This window comes from Methylocystis rosea (genome assembly GCF_003855495.1).
In the GTDB taxonomy this organism is placed as follows: domain Bacteria; phylum Pseudomonadota; class Alphaproteobacteria; order Rhizobiales; family Beijerinckiaceae; genus Methylocystis; species Methylocystis rosea_A.
This window is the reverse complement of the sequence record NZ_CP034086.1, coordinates 1,769,810-1,787,361: the sequence shown is the minus strand read 5'-3', so window position 1 is coordinate 1,787,361 and position 17,552 is coordinate 1,769,810. Positions and strand designations below refer to the sequence as shown.

Annotated in this window: 16 protein-coding genes; 8 read left to right on the top strand and 8 right to left on the bottom strand. The window is 62.8% G+C overall.

The window, feature by feature from the left end; translation table 11 throughout:
• Position 1: 1 nt before the first annotated feature.
• The 3 genes from arsB to EHO51_RS08710 are packed head-to-tail and all read right to left on the bottom strand — an operon-like array spanning position 2 to position 1,935.
• The gene (gene arsB / locus EHO51_RS08720; RefSeq protein ID WP_124738558.1) at positions 2 to 1,069 is read right to left on the bottom strand and encodes an ACR3 family arsenite efflux transporter; all 1,068 of its coding nucleotides are present in this window, start codon (positions 1,067 to 1,069) and stop codon (positions 2 to 4) included.
• Positions 1,070 to 1,072: 3 nt separating this feature from the next.
• Positions 1,073 to 1,600, bottom strand: a complete 528-nt coding sequence (locus EHO51_RS08715; RefSeq protein ID WP_124738557.1) for an arsenate reductase ArsC — start codon at positions 1,598 to 1,600, stop codon at positions 1,073 to 1,075.
• The gene (locus EHO51_RS08710) at positions 1,597 to 1,935 is read right to left on the bottom strand and encodes an ArsR/SmtB family transcription factor (RefSeq protein ID WP_124738556.1); all 339 of its coding nucleotides are present in this window, start codon (positions 1,933 to 1,935) and stop codon (positions 1,597 to 1,599) included. The genes EHO51_RS08715 and EHO51_RS08710 overlap by 4 nt, the downstream gene beginning before the upstream one ends.
• Before the next feature lie 113 nt (positions 1,936 to 2,048).
• Between EHO51_RS08710 and tpiA the strand changes: the two genes are divergently transcribed.
• The 3 genes from tpiA (at position 2,049) to ndk (ending at position 4,475) form a co-directional block, all read left to right on the top strand.
• Positions 2,049 to 2,837 (top strand): triose-phosphate isomerase, encoded by a 789-nt coding sequence (gene tpiA, locus EHO51_RS08705; protein WP_124738555.1) that lies wholly within the window; start codon positions 2,049 to 2,051, stop codon positions 2,835 to 2,837.
• Between the two features lie 54 nt (positions 2,838 to 2,891).
• Positions 2,892 to 3,977 carry a hypothetical protein gene (locus EHO51_RS08700; RefSeq protein ID WP_124738554.1) on the top strand — a complete coding sequence of 362 codons (1,086 nt, stop codon included), beginning with the start codon at positions 2,892 to 2,894 and terminating at the stop codon, positions 3,975 to 3,977.
• 75 nt (positions 3,978 to 4,052) lie between these two features.
• Positions 4,053 to 4,475 (top strand): nucleoside-diphosphate kinase, encoded by a 423-nt coding sequence (ndk, locus tag EHO51_RS08695; RefSeq protein ID WP_124738553.1) that lies wholly within the window; start codon positions 4,053 to 4,055, stop codon positions 4,473 to 4,475.
• Positions 4,476 to 4,582: 107 nt separating this feature from the next.
• Here the strand turns inward: ndk and EHO51_RS08690 are convergent, their stop codons facing one another.
• Genes EHO51_RS08690 through purM form a run of 3 tightly spaced genes read right to left on the bottom strand, consistent with a single transcriptional unit; the run spans position 4,583 to position 7,022 of the window.
• Entirely contained in the window at positions 4,583 to 5,296 is a 714-nt protein-coding gene (locus EHO51_RS08690) for a glutathione S-transferase family protein (protein WP_124738552.1), read from the bottom strand.
• A complete protein-coding gene (gene purN / locus EHO51_RS08685) occupies positions 5,293 to 5,964 on the bottom strand; it encodes a phosphoribosylglycinamide formyltransferase (RefSeq protein WP_124738551.1) in 672 nt (223 codons plus the stop codon). Before purN ends, EHO51_RS08690 begins: the two co-directional genes overlap by 4 nt.
• On the bottom strand, positions 5,961 to 7,022 hold the full coding sequence (purM, locus tag EHO51_RS08680) for a phosphoribosylformylglycinamidine cyclo-ligase (RefSeq protein WP_198008819.1): 1,062 nt from the start codon (positions 7,020 to 7,022) through the stop codon (positions 5,961 to 5,963). The genes purN and purM overlap by 4 nt, the downstream gene beginning before the upstream one ends.
• A gap of 148 nt (positions 7,023 to 7,170) precedes the next feature.
• Here purM and EHO51_RS08675 point away from each other — a divergent pair, with 148 nt between their 5' ends.
• The 3 genes from EHO51_RS08675 to EHO51_RS08665 all read left to right on the top strand — a co-directional run bounded on the left by EHO51_RS08675 (position 7,171) and on the right by EHO51_RS08665 (position 10,961).
• Positions 7,171 to 8,256 (top strand): hypothetical protein, encoded by a 1,086-nt coding sequence (locus EHO51_RS08675; protein WP_124738550.1) that lies wholly within the window; start codon positions 7,171 to 7,173, stop codon positions 8,254 to 8,256.
• A 170-nt stretch (positions 8,257 to 8,426) separates the two neighbouring features.
• Positions 8,427 to 9,143, top strand: a complete 717-nt coding sequence (locus EHO51_RS08670) for a DUF1013 domain-containing protein (protein WP_124738549.1) — start codon at positions 8,427 to 8,429, stop codon at positions 9,141 to 9,143.
• A 159-nt stretch (positions 9,144 to 9,302) separates the two neighbouring features.
• Positions 9,303 to 10,961: an acyl-CoA synthetase gene (locus tag EHO51_RS08665; RefSeq protein ID WP_124738548.1), complete on the top strand. Its 1,659-nt coding sequence runs from the start codon at positions 9,303 to 9,305 to the stop codon at positions 10,959 to 10,961.
• Between the two features lie 114 nt (positions 10,962 to 11,075).
• Here EHO51_RS08665 and EHO51_RS20510 read toward each other — a convergent pair whose 3' ends face one another.
• On the bottom strand, positions 11,076 to 11,243 hold the full coding sequence (locus tag EHO51_RS20510) for a hypothetical protein (RefSeq protein ID WP_164479370.1): 168 nt from the start codon (positions 11,241 to 11,243) through the stop codon (positions 11,076 to 11,078).
• Between the two features lie 309 nt (positions 11,244 to 11,552).
• Between EHO51_RS20510 and EHO51_RS08660 the strand changes: the two genes are divergently transcribed.
• The gene (locus tag EHO51_RS08660; RefSeq protein WP_124738547.1) at positions 11,553 to 13,379 is read left to right on the top strand and encodes an ABC transporter transmembrane domain-containing protein; all 1,827 of its coding nucleotides are present in this window, start codon (positions 11,553 to 11,555) and stop codon (positions 13,377 to 13,379) included.
• Between the two features lie 15 nt (positions 13,380 to 13,394).
• Here EHO51_RS08660 and EHO51_RS08655 read toward each other — a convergent pair whose 3' ends face one another.
• Complete coding sequence (locus EHO51_RS08655; protein WP_245434848.1) at positions 13,395 to 15,329, bottom strand: adenylate/guanylate cyclase domain-containing protein; 1,935 nt, start codon at positions 15,327 to 15,329, stop codon at positions 13,395 to 13,397.
• Positions 15,330 to 15,649: 320 nt separating this feature from the next.
• On the opposite strand from EHO51_RS08655, the gene guaB reads away from it, so the two are divergent.
• Positions 15,650 to 17,137, top strand: a complete 1,488-nt coding sequence (guaB, locus tag EHO51_RS08650; protein WP_029651738.1) for an IMP dehydrogenase — start codon at positions 15,650 to 15,652, stop codon at positions 17,135 to 17,137.
• Positions 17,138 to 17,552: the final 415 nt, after the last annotated feature.

The following is a 17,552-nucleotide window of genomic DNA, read 5'->3' as shown; positions in this document are numbered from 1 at the left end:
TTTAGGGTAGATCGATGTGCGCGGAGACTTGATCGGGAGATCGCAGCGCTCCGCGCTCATACCAGCCCTTGCTCCGATTGACGATCCAGACAACGCTCAGCATCACTGGAACTTCGATCAGGACGCCAACAACCGTGGCGAGCGCCGCGCCCGAGTCAAAGCCAAAGAGGCTGATGGCCGCCGCGACCGCCAGTTCAAAGAAATTGCTCGCCCCGATCAGCGCCGAAGGGCCGGCGACGCAATGGGCTTCTCCCGCCGCGCGATTGAGCAGATAGGCGAGCCCGGCGTTGAAATAGACCTGGATCAGTATCGGCGCCGCGAGCATGGCGATGATCGCGGGTTGCCGGATGATCTGTTCCCCCTGAAAACCAAAGAGCAGAACGAGCGTCGCGAGCAGCGCGATCAGCGACGCCGGGCCGATATGCGCGAGCGCCTTCGCGAGGCCTTTTTCACCGCCTGCCGCGAGCAACCGTTTGCGGGCGACTTGGGCGACGATCACCGGAACGACGATATAGAGAACCACCGAGAGAAACAGCGTGTCCCACGGCACGACGATCGAGGACAGTCCAAGCAGCAACCCGACGATGGGCGCGAAAGCGACGATCATGATTGCGTCGTTGAGCGCGACCTGGCTCAGCGTGAAATGCGGCTCGCCCTTGATGAGATTCGACCACACGAACACCATGGCGGTGCAAGGCGCGGCTGCGAGCAGGATCAGGCCGGCGATATAAGAGTCGATCTGGTCCGCCGGCAGATAGGGTCGAAACAGATAGCCGATGAAAATCCATCCGAGCAGCGCCATGGAAAAGGGTTTTATCGCCCAGTTGACGGCGAGCGTGACGCCAATCCCGCGCCAGTGACGGCCGACTTCCGCAAGCGCGGCAAAGTCGATCTTCATCAGCATCGGCGTGATCATCAGCCAGATGAGCGCGGCGACGGGCAAATTGACCTTTGCGACCTCCATCGCGCCAATGGCGTGAAACACGCCCGGCAAAAAATGGCCCAGCGCGACGCCGGCGACGATGCAGAGCGCCACCCAGAGCGAGAGATAGCGTTCGAAAATAGTCATGGCTTACTCCGCGACCGCGTTCGGCGATGTTGCGCCTTCCATCTCGCCGATCTCGCGCAGGCGCTGACTGAGCGCGAGCTTGTCGAGGCGATGCAGCGGAATCGCACAGAACTGATCGACGCGGTTGCGCAGATAGCGAAAGGCCGTGGCGAAGGCGCGCTGCTTTTCTATGTCGCTTCCTTCCACCGCCGCAGGGTCTTCGATGCCCCAATGCGCCGTCATTGGCTGACCGGGCCATGCCGGACAAGCTTCACCCGCTGCGCTGTCACAGACGGTGAAGACGAAATCCATGCGGGGCGCGTCAGGGCGGGCGAACTCGTCCCAGCTTTTGGAATGATAGCCTTCGGAAGGAAGGCCCATCGTCTCAAGCGTTTCGAGCGCGTAAGGGTTCACCTCGCCCTTGGGATGGCTGCCGGCGGAATAGGCGTGGAACCGGCCGGCGCCGCGCTCGCGCAGCAGCGCTTCGGCCATGATCGAACGCGCACTGTTGCCGGTGCAGAGGAACAACACATTGTAGATCCTGTCGGTCATTGGCGAGACTCACATTTGATGCGTGCAAGAGAGTCGGCGGGGGCGCATGGCGCGCCGCCGCAACAGTCTTCGGCAAGGAAGCGCGCCAGCGCATTCAGCCGAGAAAGATCCGCCCGATAGACGATGCTGCGGCCGGTGCGGGCGCTGATGACGAGCTTCGCCTGCGAAAGAACGTTGAAATGGGCGGAGAGCGTGTTTTGTGGAACGCAGAGCGCGCGGGCGACGTCGCCGGCCGGCAGACCCTCGGGCTCGTGCCGGACGAGCAAGCGGAAGGCTTCGAGCCGCGTCGACTGCGAAAGCGCGGACAGACAGGCGAGAGCCGCTTCTATTTCCATAAATCCAGATATATCGAAATCAAATGACGGCGCAATGACATTTCCGTAGGGCGCGCCACATTGTTGCGTGCCTTTAGCTCTGTTACCGAGGCGTATTGTCAGGAGCATTTCGCATGACTCGTCGTCCGCTCGTCGCCGGAAACTGGAAAATGAACGGGCTGCGCGCCTCGCTGGCCGAGATCGAGGCGATGGGCGCCGCCTATGACGATGCGCTGCGCGCGCGCGCCGAACTTATCGTCTGCCCGCCGGCCACCTTGATTGCGGTTGCGCGCGATAGCGCGGCGCGCGGAGGCTTGGGCCTTGGCGGGCAGGATTGCCATGCCGCCGCCAGCGGCGCTCACACGGGCGACATTTCCGCCGAGATGCTCAAGGACGCCGGCGCGTCCTACGTCATCGTCGGCCACAGCGAGCGCCGTTCGGACCATGGCGAGACCGACGCCGACGTTCAGGCGAAGGCCGCCGCCGCCCTGCGCGCCGGGCTGACGCCGATCATTTGCGTCGGCGAAACGCGCGCCGAGCGAGAGGCAGGCGACGCGTTGAGCATTGTCGGCGCGCAGATCGAGGGTTCGCTCCCCGCCGACGCGCCCCCTTACATTGTCGTCGCCTATGAGCCGGTGTGGGCCATCGGAACGGGGCTGACGCCGACAACCGAGGACGTCGCCGAAATGCACGCCTTCGCGCGCGAGCGGATCGAAGCCAGGCTCGGCGGCGGCAAGAGCGGCGATGTGCGCATTCTCTATGGCGGCTCGGTCAAGCCGTCGAACGCCCGCGAATTGATGCATGTCGCCAATGTCGACGGCGCGCTGGTCGGCGGCGCGAGTTTGACGGCCAAGGATTTTATCGGCGTCGCGAGCGCCTATCGCCGATCAGGCGAAGCTGGACAATCGGACGGGCTCGAATAAAGTCATCTCTTCAGAGGGTTTGTTTTCAGTAATTGTTTGAAAGAGGGGCCCGTCATGAGCCAGAATGATTTCGGCGTCATCGAACTGGTCGATCAAGACCGCGTCTATCCCGGCTCGCGATTCAGCGAAGTGCGCGACGCGATGTTCGCCAATCCCTATCAAAAGGTCTGGGGCGCGCCCGGCGAGCCGCCGCTCCCCTTCGTGATGCCGACCTTTTTCGACATGTTGCGCGCGCTTTGGCGGGGCAGGCACTTTTTGACGCAAGCCGCCGAGCGATCGGTCGATGCGCGCAGTGATCTGAGGTGGGGGCCTGACGAAAAAGGCTTCAGACGCATCGTGCATCCCTGGGGCGTCGTTCTGACGGGGCTCTGGGAAATCACCGAGGACAGCGGCTACACCGGCTATTTCCAAAAGGGCAGCAAGGCGCTTGTCGTCGCCCGCTATTCCAACGGCGGCGCGGTGAAGCGCGGCAAACCGCGCGGGCAGGGCATCGCCGGCAAGCTCTTCCCGACGACTGATCCCCACCATAAAGAGCCGCTGCAGACGGCGAACTTCTTCACGATCGACGATATCGTCGGCGCGTCGACGCGCTACATCAACGATGTCGATTTCGTCAATGCGCCGAACGTCACGCTCTCAAACGATTGGGCGACGTCGCCCATCGTCATGACGGCGGGCGTCGTGTTCGCGATCACCGATAAGGATCCGACCGAGCGGCAGCTTCATGAAGTCGCGGAGCTCGGCAAACCTCGCGACCTTCCCACCCGCGCCCCCCGCTTCATGCGCTTAAAGCTTGCGCCGGGTCATCCGCGCATTGAAGGAGAGGACCTCGATTCACGCGACGAATTGCTCGCGATGATGTTCGACAAGGGCGATCCAACGCCGAGGCGCGAGATTGTTTTCACCATCGAGGTCACCGAGGATGGCGAAGTGACCGGCCGCACCGGATTTAAGAAAGGAACGTTCCGCAATTGGCGGCGGATCGGCGCGCTGACGTTCGACAACGCCGTCGTTTCCTACAACGGCGATCACGTCCTTCATTTCCACCATCCGAATTGGCGCATCGATCGCAACGATCCGGCGACCAGGTTCCGGCCCGCGCCAACGGGCAGCGAAGCGGAAAAGACCGAGGCGATGTAGGCTTGCCGCCTCGTCAAGCGACCGATATAAGCGCGACGCCTACACCATGCTCCAACGACGAGGCGACGCGCTCCTATGGCGATCGAACGCACTTTTTCCATTCTCAAGCCCGACGCGACGAAGCGCAATCTCACCGGCAAGATCAACGCGCTGATCGAAGAGGCGGGCCTGCGCATCGTCGCTCAGAAGCGCATCCGCATGTCGCGCGAACAGGCGGAAGCTTTTTACGCCGTGCATAAGGAGCGCCCCTTTTTCGGCGAACTCGTCGACTTCATGATTTCCGAGCCCGTCGTCGTGCAGGTGCTCGAAGGCGAGAACGCCATCGCGCGCTACCGCGAAGTCATGGGCGCGACCAATCCCGCTAACGCCGCGCCGGGCACGATTCGCAAGGAACATGCGCTGAGCGTCGGCGAGAATTCGGTGCATGGCTCCGACGCGCCGGAAACCGCGGCGGTGGAAATCGCGCAGTTCTTTTCCGGCAACGAGATCGTCGGCTAATCTGTGCGACATGCCCGCGCTTGGCGCGGGCATCCAGCCTTTATGACATGTGACAACGTGAATGGCCGGGCCAAGCCTGGCCATGACTCTTGCCGCGCGGCTCCTGACTATGCCGGCGCGTTCTCAGGAAAATACGCCTGCATGATCCTGTCGCGATAGGCGACGAGGTTGGCGTTCGCCAGCGCCGCGTTGCGAACGGCGCTCTCCGACATCGGCGATAAGACCGACGCCACAAAGGCGAAGACCGTAGCGTCGGCGCCGCAGGGCGCGTCGCCGAAGAGATAGGGCTTGTCGCCGATCAGCGTCGCGAGCGCTTCGATGTCGCGCACGCCGAGCGCCTCGATTTCCGACGGGCTGTGACGGCCCATGCCCTGCGCCCAAAGCGATTTGGCGATCTTGCGACGAATGAACCATTTCGCCAGCGGGCGCGCGAGGGCTGGCACGCTCGAGAAAAAACGCGCCGGACCGCGTTCGAAATTGGCGTCGTCCATCCAGCGGGTATGGACGATGATCCAATAGAGATGTTCTTCGCACATCTTTTCGACGCACCAGCCGATCGCCTTTTGCTCGGCGCTTAACTGTGCGTCGAAGTCCACGCCGTATTTCTTTTCGATATGGAAGCGGATGAAGGTCGAATCGGCGACGGTTTCGCCGTCGTCGTTGACGTAGGGCTGCTTGCCCTTCGGCGCTTTCGAGAAGCCGCTGCGGTCTTCGACGTAGTCGAGGCCGGCCATCTTCAGAAGCACCATCGCTTTCGTCACGAAAGGCGATGCGTCCGGCAGTCCGGCGACGGGGCGGAAGCAGTAAAGCGTGATCGTCATGAAATTCCTTGGGTCGGCGCGATGGCGCCGGGAACGATAAGGGCCGCCTCGCGGGGCGCCGGCGCCGCGAGCACGCGATTGCCTTCGATCCGCACGGCGCCCGACGCGACCAGCCGCAGCGCCATCGGATAGATGACATGCTCCTGCGCAAGCACGCGGGCGGCGAGGGTGTCCGGCGTGTCGTCGTCGAGCACAGGCACGGCGGCCTGCGCGACGATCGGACCTTCGTCCATTTCCGGCACGACGAAATGCACGGTGGCGCCGTGAATCTTTACGCCGTCGGCCAGCGCACGCTCATGCGTGTCGAGTCCGCGATAGGAGGGCAGCAGGGCAGGGTGGATATTGAGCATGCGCCCGCGCCAGAGGCCGACGAACCAGGGCGTGAACATGCGCAGAAAGCCGGCGAGGCAAATGAATTGGATGCGGTAGGTTTCCAGCACCAATTGCAGCGAACGCTCGAATTCCTCGCGTCCGGCGTAGATCTTGTGGTCGACCGCGGCCGTCGCGACGCCGGCGGCCTTCGCCTTGGCGAGACCTGGCGCATCGGGGCGATTGGAAAGCACAAGGGCAATTTCAGCCGGAAAGCTGGGGTCCCTGGCGGCGGCGATCAGCGCGTCCATGTTTGAGCCGCGACCCGAGATGAGAATCGCGGTGCGCAGCCGCGTCACAACGTCAGAGTCCCGTGCGTAACGACCCGCTCGGCGTCCGTCTCGATGACTTCGCCGATGCGCACCGGCTTCTCGCCGACGGCGCGTAACGCCGACTCCACCTCGCTCGCGGCGGGCTCGGAGGCCACCACCACCATGCCGATTCCGCAGTTGAACGTGCGCAGCATCTCGCTCGCCGCGATGCCTCCCGTCTCGGCGAGCCAACGGAAAACCGGCGGAGGCGCGAACGTCGACAGATCGAGCGCGACGCCGAGCCCGCTGGGCAGCACGCGCGGGAGATTGTCGGGAAAGCCGCCGCCGGTGATATGGGCGAGGGCGACGATATGCGGCGTCGCCTTTAAGGCCGCGAGCAGGGGCTTCACGTAGATGCGGGTCGGCGTCAACAGCGCCTTCGCCAGATTGAGGTCTCGCGCGAAAGGCGCGGTGGCGCTCCACGCTAGTCCGGCGTGCTTCACAACGCTGCGTACGAGCGAATAGCCATTGGAATGGACGCCGGAAGAAGGCAGTCCGAAAAGCACGTCGCCGGCATGGACATCGCGGGGGAGAAGGCGATCACGCTCCGCGGCGCCGACCGCGAAGCCGGCGAGGTCATAGTCGCCGCGCGCATAGAGGCCGGGCATTTCGGCGGTCTCGCCGCCAAGCAGGGCGCACCCCGCCTCGACGCAACCGGCGGCGATGCCCTTCACCACCGACGTCGCGACGTTCGGGTCGAGTTTGGCCGCCGCATAATAATCAAGGAAGAAAAGCGGCTCGGCGCCCTGAACGATCAGGTCGTTGACGCACATGGCGACGAGATCGATTCCGATCGTCTCATGCAGGCCGGATTCGATCGCGATCTTCACCTTGGTGCCGACGCCGTCGTTTGCCGCGACGAGGACAGGATCGGAAAAGCCGGCCGCCTTGAGATCGAACACGCCGCCAAAGCCGCCGATCTCGCCGTCGGCGCCGGAGCGCCGCGTCGAACGCACGGCGGGACGGATCATGTCGACGAACCGATTGCCTGCGTCGATGTCGACGCCGGCGCCAGCGTAGGTAAGGCCCGAATTTCTCTGTTGCATTTCATCCTTCGCGTCGTGGGCGCCGGCGTTAGATGGGCGCAAGCGGCGGCGGCTGTCAAATCCGCTCGGAACGGCTACGCTCTTGTGCGCTTGCACAAAGTTTTTTCGGTAGCGCGGCATATGAATGTCGCCGCAAAGGAGCAGCGCCATGAAGATTGTATTCACTATTGACGATCTCGCGGCGGCCCGCGACGCCGGCGCGATTGACGCCGCGTCATTCGAGCGGCTGTCGCAGTTTCTTGCATCGCGGCGCGCGGCCCTCGCGGAGGAGACGTCCCAAGCGCCGCGCTATGACGTCGTCAACCTGCTTTGGTACGCCGGCGCGCTGATCGTGCTCGGCGCCATGGGCATGTTTTCGACGACGGCCTTTGGGCTTTGGGGCGACAAGGCGCTGCTGGTCACCGCGATCGTTTACGCCGCCATGTTCGCCTTCGCCGGCGCTTATCTTTGGCATAGGCGCGGCTTGCACACGCCGGGCGGGCTGCTCATCGCCTGCGCAGTGGGGATGGCGCCGCTCGCGATCTTCGCGCTGCAGTCGATGTTCGACGTCAGTCCGGCGGGGGAGGCGCGCCCGTACCGCGACTTCTACATTTGGATTCAGTCGAGCTGGCTTCCTATGGAGCTTGGAACGATTGCGGCGGCTTCTGTCGCGCTGCTCGCTTTTCCCTTTCCGTTCCTCGTCATGATCATCGCCTTCGCGCTCTGGTTCATGTCGATGGATCTGACGCCCTGGCTGATGGGCGTTGCAGAATTTTCATGGGATCAGCGGGCGACGGTGAGCATGTATTTTGGACTCGCCGTGCTGGCCGTCGCCTGGCTCGTCGATCTCAAGCGGTGGCGGAACGGCGATTTCGCTTTCTGGCTGCATCTCTTCGGGCTGCTGGCCTTTTGGGGCGGGCTGACGGCCCAGCACAGCGGCGACGAATTGGGCAAGGCGCTCTATTGCGCCGTCAATGTGGGACTGATTTTTCTGTCGCTCTTCCTGATGCGCCGCGTCTATGCGGTATTCGGCGCCGTCGGCGTGACGACCTATCTGAGCTATCTCGCCGGCAGCGTTTTCAAGGATTCGATCCTCTTCCCCTTCGCGCTGTCGGGCATCGGCGTTCTGCTCATCGTCTTCGGTCTGTTGTTTCACCGCTATGGCGCCGCCATCGGCGAAACGATCGGCGAATTGTTGCCGGCGCATTTGCGCGGATTGCGCCCAGCGCACGCCCGCGATCAGGACTCCGCATGAGCGTTTGCCGAGTTGGCGGCGCTTCAGCGGGAGTTTCTGGATTGATTGCGCTTTAGGCGGCGGCGGATTATATAGGCAAAATCCCAACATGGACTGTCGTTCTGTGGGTCGCTGGCGCCGGGCGGCGCGGCGCCAGACGTCGCCCCCATGCCTGATCAAGGAGTTTGCAGATGGGCAACGCCCCGCTGATGCCGAAGGCCACGGCCGTTTGGCTCGTCGAAAATACATCGCTGACGTTCGATCAGATCGCCGATTTCTGCAAATTGCATCCGCTGGAGGTGAAAGGCATCGCCGACGGCGAGGTCGCGGCGGGGATTCGTGGCCATGATCCGATCACCTCCGGGCAGCTCACGCGCGAGGAGATCGAAAAGGCCGAGAAAAACTCGGACCATCGCCTCCATCTCTCCGTCTCCAAGGTCGTCGTGCCGGAGGTCAAAAAGGCGCGCGGTCCGCGCTATACGCCCCTCTCGCGCCGCCAGGACCGTCCGAACGCGATTTTGTGGCTCGTGCGCAACCATCCGGAGCTGAAGGACGCCCAAATCATGCGTCTCGTCGGCACGACAAAGACGACCCTGAAGGCGATCCGCGAGCGCACCCATTGGAATTCCGCGGCGCTGACGCCGATGGACCCGGTGACGCTCGGGCTTTGCTCGCAGATTGATCTCGACTTTGAGGTCAATCGTGCGGCGAAGGACAAGCCGGCGACCGTGGAGGATCATGGCCAGACGCTGGTTCCCGCAAGCGTCACCACCAGTCCGCGGCCTGAGCCGTCCACGACCGAGGACGTCTTCGGCAAGGCCAAGCCAGCGGCGCCGCCGGACGATGAAGACAATTTCGACGCCGACCGCGTATTCGGACGGCTCAAGGACGTCGATTTCGGCGAGTAACGACGCAAGTCTTCGCGCGAGCGCCGATTGATCAACCGGTAGCCCGCGCGTATCTTGCACATAGAGCTTAGCCGCGCGGACTGACGCACATCGCGCTGGCGAGCGTTGCTTTCGCCGTGTTCACATTCTCGCTCGCTGGCGAACCTTTGGACTCTCCGGATGACCAACTCGCCTTATGATCGCGACCTCGAACGAAATTCCGCCAATTTCCAGCCGCTGACTCCGATCACCTTTCTGGAGCGCGCCGCAGCCGTCTTTCCCGAACGCATCGCGATCGCGCACGGCCAGCTGCGGCGCAATTATCGCGATTTTTACGCCCGCAGCCTGCGGCTCGCGAGCGCGCTGGAGAAGGCGGGGCTTGGTCGCGGCGACACCGTCTCAGTCATGCTCGCCAACACGCCGGCGATGCTTGAATGCCACTACGCCGTCCCGATGATGGGCGCGGTGCTCAACACGCTGAATACGCGGCTTGACGCTTCGATCCTCGCCTTCACGCTCGACCATGCCGAGACGAAGGCGCTGATTGTCGATCGGGAATTTTCAGACGTCATTCGCGACGCGCTCTCGCTCGCGAAGGCGACGCCCGTCATCATCGACTACAGCGATCCGGAATATGACGGGCCCGGCGAGCGGTTGGGCTCGATCGAATATGAGGACTTCCTGCGCTCGGGCGACCCCGATTATCAGTGGTCGCCGCCGGGAGATGAATGGGACGCGATCTCGCTCAATTACACCTCCGGAACGACGGGCGATCCGAAAGGCGTCGTCTATCATCATCGCGGCGCCTATCTGACCGCGCTCGGCAATGTGCTTACGGGCGACATGGGCCGCCACCCGGTCTATCTGTGGACGCTGCCGATGTTCCATTGCAACGGCTGGTGCTTCCCCTGGTCGATTTCAGTCAACGCCGGAACCCATATCTGTCTGCGACAGGTGCGCGCCGGCCATATCTATGAGCTGATGGCGGAGCACGGCGTCACGCATCTCTGTGGCGCGCCCATCGTCATGTCGACGCTTCTCAACGCGACCGAATCGGAAAAGAAGCCGCTGACGCGAACCGCGCGTTTCTTTACGGCCGCGGCGCCGCCGCCGCAGGCGGTGCTCGCCGGCATGAAGGCGGCCGGATTCGAAGTTACGCATCTTTATGGACTGACCGAAACCTATGGCCCCGCCGCCGTCAATGAATGGCACGACGACTGGGATTCGCTGGACAGCGGCGCACAGGCGCAGATGAAGGCGCGTCAAGGCGTGCGCTATCTCGTTCTCGAAAATCTCGACGTGATTGATCCAGACAGCATGCAGCCGGTGCCGCGCGACGGCGCGACGATGGGCGAGGTCATGTTCCGCGGCAACGTCGTCATGAAGGGCTACCTGAAGAACAAGAGCGCCTCGGAAAAAGCCTTCCACGGCGGCTGGTTTCATTCAGGCGATCTGGGGGTGCGCCATCCCGACGGATACATCCAGCTGAAGGACCGTTCGAAGGACATCATCATTTCGGGCGGCGAAAATATTTCCTCGATCGAGGTGGAAGACGCGCTGTTTCGTCATCCCAAGGTTCGCGCCGCCGCGGTGGTCGCCGCCCCTGACGACAAATGGGGCGAAACGCCTTGCGCCTTTGTCGAGCTGAAGGATGGCGAACAGGCGACGGCGCAGGAGCTGATCGAGTGGACGCGCCAGCATTTGGCGCATTTCAAATGCCCGCGCCACGTCGTCTTTTGCGAGCTGCCGAAGACCTCGACAGGAAAGATTCGCAAATATGTTCTGCGCGAACGCGCTCGAGAAATCTGGCCGGCGAGCGCGACGGCGGCGTCCCTTTAGAGGATCCAAAAGTACGGCCTTAAAAAAGAGAGAAGCCAGCAGTCTTGACGACTGCCGGCTTCGCGTCGGGGGCGGAAGGCCGAGACTTTCCGCGCCCCGCTATGTCGCTTGAATCTAGAAGAAGAGTCCGAGGCAGCCGCCCGCGAGACCGCCGACGACAGCCGCCGCGATCGTGTTGGGGATGCCGCCGAGCGCGACGGAGGCGAGACCGCCGAGGATCACGGCGCCGATGCCAGCGAAGATGTAGGTGTTCGTGGTGATTTCGAGTTCTTTCTCAGCCATCGTTCTTCACTCCTCTTATTTTCGTTCCCTGAGTCGCGCCTTGTCCGCCGGCGCATTCTCATCCCATGGGCGCGTCATTTCGACGCAGGCCGGAGGTTAGCACAAGTTGGCGCTGAGTCAATTGCGCATGCGACAGGATGTCGCGCATGTAACTAAATGATAAATAATAGCGTTCGGAGCTTGATGCGTTTTTTGCCGTTCAATAGTGAAAAAGAAATTTCGATTTCCATGCGCTTCTGCGGCGGTTTCGGTCGCGGAGCGCTCGCTTCAATTCGTTTTCGTCGAACACGGACGTTATACCCCCTGCCGATGACAAAAAAGAACGCTGACGTCGATTCCGTCGATCCCGTGGCGCGCAAACCGGATCGCGGTTTGAAAGCCACACTCTCCCCGCTTCGGCCGTTGCTGCCTTATGCGCTGCGCTACAAGCGAACGATCGTTTTCGCTTTCGTCGCGCTCCTCCTGGCCGCGGGCGCGACCCTCACCTTGCCGCTCGCCGTGCGCGGCATGATCGACCACGGCTTTTCGGCCGACAGCGCCGGCGCGGTGAACGCCTATTTCGGCGCATTGATCGCGGTCGCCGCGACGCTCGCGATCGCATCTGGCACCCGCTACTATTTCGTCATGACGCTCGGCGAGCATGTGGTGGCCGACCTGCGCGCCGATCTCTTCAAACATCTCACAGCTCTCGACGCCGCCTTCTACGACACGGCGAAGACAGGCGAGCTTCTCTCCCGGCTGACCGCCGACACGACGCAGCTGAAGTCCGCCTTTGGCTCATCGGCGTCCGTCGCGCTGCGCAATCTCTTCATGTTCTTCGGCGCAATCGTCATGATGGTGGCGACGAGCCCCAAGCTTGCCGGTATGACGCTCGCGGCCATCCCGATCATCGTTCTGCCGCTCATCGCGTCAGGCCGGGCGGTGCGTCAGCGCTCCCGCTCCGCTCAGGACACTCTGGCGCAGGCTTCCGCCTATGCCGGGGAAAATCTCTCGGCGGTGCGCGCCATGCAAGCGAACGGCGCGCAGGCGTCGACGACGGCGCGATTCACGCGCGCGGTGGTGGCCGCCTATGACGCGGCGCAGGCCGCGACGCTGCTTCGCGCTATCGTGACCGCCGGAGCCATTCTCGTCGTCTTCACGAGCATTGTCGGCGTGCTCTGGTTGGGAGCCCAGGACGTGCTCGCCGGGCATATGACGTCGGGCGTTCTGTCCCAGTTTGTTCTCTATGCGGTGCTTGGCGCAAGCTCGCTCGGCGAGCTCACTCAGACCTGGAGCGAACTCTCCGCCGCCGCCGGCGCCGCCGGCCGGATCGCCGAAATTCTTGCCATTCAACCGCGCATCGTGGCTCCGGCGCGGCCGACTCCGCCGCCGGCGCGCTGGCAGGGACGCATCGCCTTCGATCATGTGCGCTTCGCCTATGCGACGGCGCCGGAGAAGCCCGCGCTGCAAGATTTCTCGCTCGTCGTCGCGCCCGGCGAGCGCGTCGCGCTGGTCGGGCCGTCCGGCGCGGGCAAATCGACAACCTTTGCGCTGCTCCTTCGCTTCTACGACGTCGACTCCGGCTCCATTACTCTGGACGGCGTCGACCTGCGCGATCTCGATCCCGTGGCGCTGCGCCGGGCGATCGCGCTCGCTCCGCAGGATCCGGTGATCTTCGGACTCTCCGTCGCTGAAAACATCGCCTACGGCCGCGACGACGCGTCGAGCGGGGAGATCGTCGCCGCGGCGAAGCGCGCCCAGGCGCACGACTTCATCATGGCGCTGCCGATGGGCTACGACACGCTGCTCGGCGAGCGCGGCGTCACGCTCTCCGGCGGGCAGCGCCAGCGTCTCGCCATCGCGCGCGCAATCCTCGCCGACGCGCCGGTGCTGCTCCTTGACGAAGCCACCTCGGCGCTCGATGCCGAGAACGAGGCTTTGGTGCAGGCGGCGCTGCATGACGTCATGCAGGGGCGAACGAGCCTCGTTATCGCCCATCGTCTCGCGACGGTGTTGGAAGCCGATCGAATCATTGTTGTCGACGAAGGCCGCATCGTCGAGCAGGGCACGCACGCGAGTCTGACCGCCGCCGGCGGGCTTTACGCGCGGCTTGCCAAACTGCAATTCGACACCGACCGGGCCGGCGCCGCCGCCTGAGCCCGCGGATGTGGCTTATTCGCTTGAACGGATGCGCTCGATCGTCGCCTTCAGCAGACGGATCGCCTCGTCCTTATCGGCTTTCAGGAGATCGACGTCGACGGATAGGCCCTCACGCTCCTCGTGAATGACCTCCGTCATGGAGGGGGCCTTTTTGCCGGTCGCCTTATAGGTGCGGATCGGGCCGCTGACGCCCTTCACATGCAGCGGAGATTGTTCTTCGACTTCGATCGCGTCGCTCACGAGCGTCATCGTCTCATGAGAGATGAGGATCGCGCCTGGCGCGGCCGACTGCTCAAGTCGCGCCGCCACATTCACCTGATGACCGACAATGGTGTAATCCATCCGCTCCTGGCTGCCGAAATCGCCGACGGTGCAATAACCCGTGTTGACGCCGATGCGGATCTGGAACCTCTGGTCCAAGCCTTGTTCGCGCCATCGGCGCTCCAATTGTCGGGTCATCGCCTGCATGTCGAGCGCCATGAGAATGCATGCTACGGCGTCTTCCTTGACGCCGCGCGTTTCCGGGTCGCCGAAGAAAATCATGACCGCGTCGCCGATATATTTGTCGATGGTGGCGCCATAGGCCAGCGCGAGATTCGCCATTTCATTGAGGAAATCGTTCAGCATGCGCGTGATGTCTTCGGATTCCAGCCGCTCGGCCATTTCGCTGAAGCCGACCACATCGGAAAAAAAGATCGTCAGCTTCTTCCTTTTCGCTGAAATGGACGCAATAGTTTTGTTCTTGAAAAGCGTGCCGTAGAGCTGGGGCGAAAGATATTTCGAGAGGCGCGCCGACAGTCTTTCGAGTTCGGTATTTCGCTCTTGGAGCGCCTGGGTTCGTTGCGTCACGAGCGCGTCGAGCGTCCGTTCGCGATCGAGAAAGTCGAGCGCCATTTTCTTGAAGACGCGCGCCAATTGTCCCACTTCGTCGGTGCGCTCCTCGACATCCGACAATTCGCCGGCCGTAAACGCTCTGCGCTCGACATTACGCGCGGCCTTGGTGATCGCCACGACAGGGGCCGTCTGTTTTCTCGCGATCCAGATCGCCATGCCGCCGCCAAGCAGGGTTGCGGCCAAAGCGATCCCGAGCGCCGTTTCGATCTGCGAGGCGAGCACGCTGTTCAGTCGCGCCGTCGGCATTCTGATCAGAGCCGCGCCGATGGCGCCGCCGTTATCCGCATTGATCGGCGAGATGACGCTGAGTTTGCCGACGCCATTTACCGACTTTGGCTTTCCGCTTGCGATAACGGTGCGGACGGGCGCCAGCTCCTCGTCCGTCAGCCGATCGCCGCCGTTGTTGAGCCGTGCGGCCTTCGGGCTGGCGATCAGGTTCGAATCCTTGTTGAAGATGAAGATCGCGTCGATTTCGCCGCTGCCCAGAAGATTGTCGATGGCGCGCGGAAGGCCGATCTGCTCGTCGACGTCCTCGAGAATGCGCGCATTGTAGCCGACCTGCACGATCCGCGGCTTGTCTACGCCGCGCACGCCGACATATTTGAATCGCTCACTGTCGATCTCGCGCTTCCTGGCGTCCTGGACGACCTTGTCCGTCTTGCCGCTCAGCAGCTTCCAAAATTCATGCGCCTGCGGCTGCTCCTCGGCGGATGCGCTGAATTGGAAGTCCGCGTTGTTGTCGCCGTGAATGTAGGCGTAGCCTTTTTCGTCGGTCACCCAGAACTCGTCGAGAACCGTTTTCTTGGTGATTGCGCTGAGTCGGTTTTTTATCTCGGCCGACGTCATGCCAGCCTTTTCCGCGGCGTCGATAAACTGCGCCAGAAGCTCGGCCGAGACGATCATGTGCTGCGAGAGCATTTGCTCGACTTCCAGCGGAAGTTCGCGCGCCAGGCTTGCGCTCCGCGCCAGAAGCCGCGCGACGCTCTCGCCTTCAACTTCGGCTTCGGCGAGCATGGCGCGGTAGTTGGACCAGGAGAGAAGTATCGAGGACATCAGCGTCGCGCCGACGCTTAGCGCAGCGACCAACGCAACCAGGCGCGAAGCAAAGCTAAGTTGAATAAGGCGCATAATCTTCTCGCGTTCGGATCATTACCGTAAAAGCATACCAAATTTTCTCGGCTGTCGGCCGCGCATACGCCAAACGGTGCGCCAACGAGGCCGGCGCAGCCTCAGGACTCTCAAACTGAGTTCCTGTCATTTGCCTTCCTCCTGAATAATGCTATGAGCACGCGCCAACCCCAGACGGCGCAGGCCGTCAAATTTCCATCCCGCGGCTGACGCGTTTGCATCGCCGCTCAGAGGAGTTGGCGCCAATGGCCATATCGCCCGTCACGTTGACCGAAGCATTGACCTTCGACGACGTGTTGCTGCGGCCCGGCCATTCGCGGGTGATGCCTTCCGCCGTCGATGTCACCACCCGGCTGACGCGCGAGATCACACTCAATCTGCCGATCGTTTCGGCCGCGATGGACACCGTCACCGAGGCGCGTCTTGCGATCGCCATGGCGCAGGCGGGCGGCATCGGCGTCATCCACCAGAACCTGTCGCCCGCCGCGCAAGCCGCCGAGGTGCGCAAGGTCAAGCGCTACGAAAGCGGCATGGTGATCGACCCGATCACCATTTTCCCCGACGAAACCCTCGCCGACGCGCTTGCGCTGATGGCGGGCCACGGCATTTCGGGGATTCCGGTCGTCGAGCGCGCCAGCGACGGCGGCAGGGGCAAGCTCGTCGGCATCCTGACCAATCGCGACGTGCGTTTCGCCCAGGACCGCAGCCATCCCGTGGCCGAGTTGATGACGAAAAAGCTCGTCACAGTGCAAGAAGGCGTAGGGCAGGCGGAGGCGCAGCGGCTGCTTCACGAACATCGCATCGAGAAACTGCTCGTCGTCGACGAGGATTACCGCTGCGTCGGCCTCGTCACCGTCAAGGACATTGAGAAGGCGACGCAACATCCTTACGCCTGCAAGGATCATGAAGGGCGGCTGCGCGTCGCCGCCGCCTCGACCGTCGGCGACCACGGCTTTGAGCGCGCGCTTCAGCTCATCGACGCCGGCGTCGATTGCGTGGTGATCGACACCGCGCATGGACATTCGCAGTCAGTTATCGACCAGGTGACGCGGGTCAAGAAGGCGTCGAACAAGGTCTCGATCATCGCCGGCAACATCGCCACCGCCGAAGCGGCCAAGGCGCTGATCGGCGCCGGCGCCGACGCGATCAAAGTCGGCATCGGCCCCGGCTCGATCTGCACGACGCGCATCGTTGCGGGCGTCGGCGTGCCGCAGCTCACCGCGATCATGGAGGCTGCGGACGAAGCCCGCAAAGCCGACGTGCCGGTGATCGGCGACGGCGGCGTCAAATATTCCGGCGACCTCGCCAAGGCGATCGCGGCCGGCGCCGACGTCGTCATGATCGGTTCGCTGTTCGCGGGAACCGAGGAGTCGCCCGGCGAAGTGTTTTTGTATCAGGGCCGTTCGTTCAAGGCCTATCGCGGCATGGGTTCGGTGGGCGCGATGACCGCAGGGTCGGCGACGCGCTATTTCCAGGGCGACGTGAAGGAACAGCTCAAACTTGTTCCAGAGGGCATCGAAGGACAGGTGCCCTATCGTGGCCCGATCGCGCCGATTCTCTACCAGCTCGCCGGCGGCCTGCGCGCGGCGATGGGCTATGTGGGGGCGCCGACGGTCAAAGAGTTCCAGGAGCGCGCCCAGTTCGTGCGCATCACCAACGCCGGATTGCGCGAGAGCCATGTGCATGACGTCGCGATCACCCGAGAGAGCCCGAACTATCCGACGGGCGTCTAAGACGCCAAAAAAAAGGGGCCGCGCAACGGCCCCTAAAAGGTGGGAGAAAAGTCAAGGGAGGAAACATCCTGGTAAAAGTATCACCTGAGAAGTGAGCGCCAGATAAGCGAACAATGAGAGCATTTGCGCCCGTCTAACTCCTTGCGCCTCTCACTGTTCATAAAAAAACTACGACCAAAATTGCTTTTCCGCGTCATGCGAATTGATGATGACGGCGTTTTTTTTTGACGTGTGGCTCAAGTATTCGCCGAGAGCAGGTTCCGAAAAAGTTGACAGACTTTAGGTGAGAACCTGCTCCACTATTTTGATTTTCGAGCCCTTCCGCCCGATCACATGGACCATGTGATCGGGCGGAAGCACCCTGATGGCGCACCCTCAAGCTGACGTAGGAGAATAGAGGGCCTCGCGAAGGCCC

Excerpts from the sequence above, each read along its gene's own strand:
- arsB (WP_124738558.1), bottom strand. The coding sequence starts at position 1,069 with ATGACTATTTTCGAACGCTATCTCTCGCTCTGGGTGGCGCTCTGCATC.
- EHO51_RS08715 (WP_124738557.1), bottom strand. The coding sequence starts at position 1,600 with ATGACCGACAGGATCTACAATGTGTTGTTCCTCTGCACCGGCAACAGT.
- EHO51_RS08710 (WP_124738556.1), bottom strand. The coding sequence starts at position 1,935 with ATGGAAATAGAAGCGGCTCTCGCCTGTCTGTCCGCGCTTTCGCAGTCG.
- tpiA (WP_124738555.1), top strand. The coding sequence starts at position 2,049 with ATGACTCGTCGTCCGCTCGTCGCCGGAAACTGGAAAATGAACGGGCTG.
- EHO51_RS08700 (WP_124738554.1), top strand. The coding sequence starts at position 2,892 with ATGAGCCAGAATGATTTCGGCGTCATCGAACTGGTCGATCAAGACCGC.
- ndk (WP_124738553.1), top strand. The coding sequence starts at position 4,053 with ATGGCGATCGAACGCACTTTTTCCATTCTCAAGCCCGACGCGACGAAG.
- EHO51_RS08690 (WP_124738552.1), bottom strand. The coding sequence starts at position 5,296 with ATGACGATCACGCTTTACTGCTTCCGCCCCGTCGCCGGACTGCCGGAC.
- purM (WP_198008819.1), bottom strand. The coding sequence starts at position 7,022 with ATGCAACAGAGAAATTCGGGCCTTACCTACGCTGGCGCCGGCGTCGAC.
- EHO51_RS08675 (WP_124738550.1), top strand. The coding sequence starts at position 7,171 with ATGAAGATTGTATTCACTATTGACGATCTCGCGGCGGCCCGCGACGCC.
- EHO51_RS08670 (WP_124738549.1), top strand. The coding sequence starts at position 8,427 with ATGGGCAACGCCCCGCTGATGCCGAAGGCCACGGCCGTTTGGCTCGTC.
- EHO51_RS08665 (WP_124738548.1), top strand. The coding sequence starts at position 9,303 with ATGACCAACTCGCCTTATGATCGCGACCTCGAACGAAATTCCGCCAAT.
- EHO51_RS20510 (WP_164479370.1), bottom strand. The coding sequence starts at position 11,243 with ATGGCTGAGAAAGAACTCGAAATCACCACGAACACCTACATCTTCGCT.
- EHO51_RS08660 (WP_124738547.1), top strand. The coding sequence starts at position 11,553 with ATGACAAAAAAGAACGCTGACGTCGATTCCGTCGATCCCGTGGCGCGC.
- EHO51_RS08655 (WP_245434848.1), bottom strand. The coding sequence starts at position 15,329 with ATGTCCTCGATACTTCTCTCCTGGTCCAACTACCGCGCCATGCTCGCC.
- guaB (WP_029651738.1), top strand. The coding sequence starts at position 15,650 with ATGGCCATATCGCCCGTCACGTTGACCGAAGCATTGACCTTCGACGAC.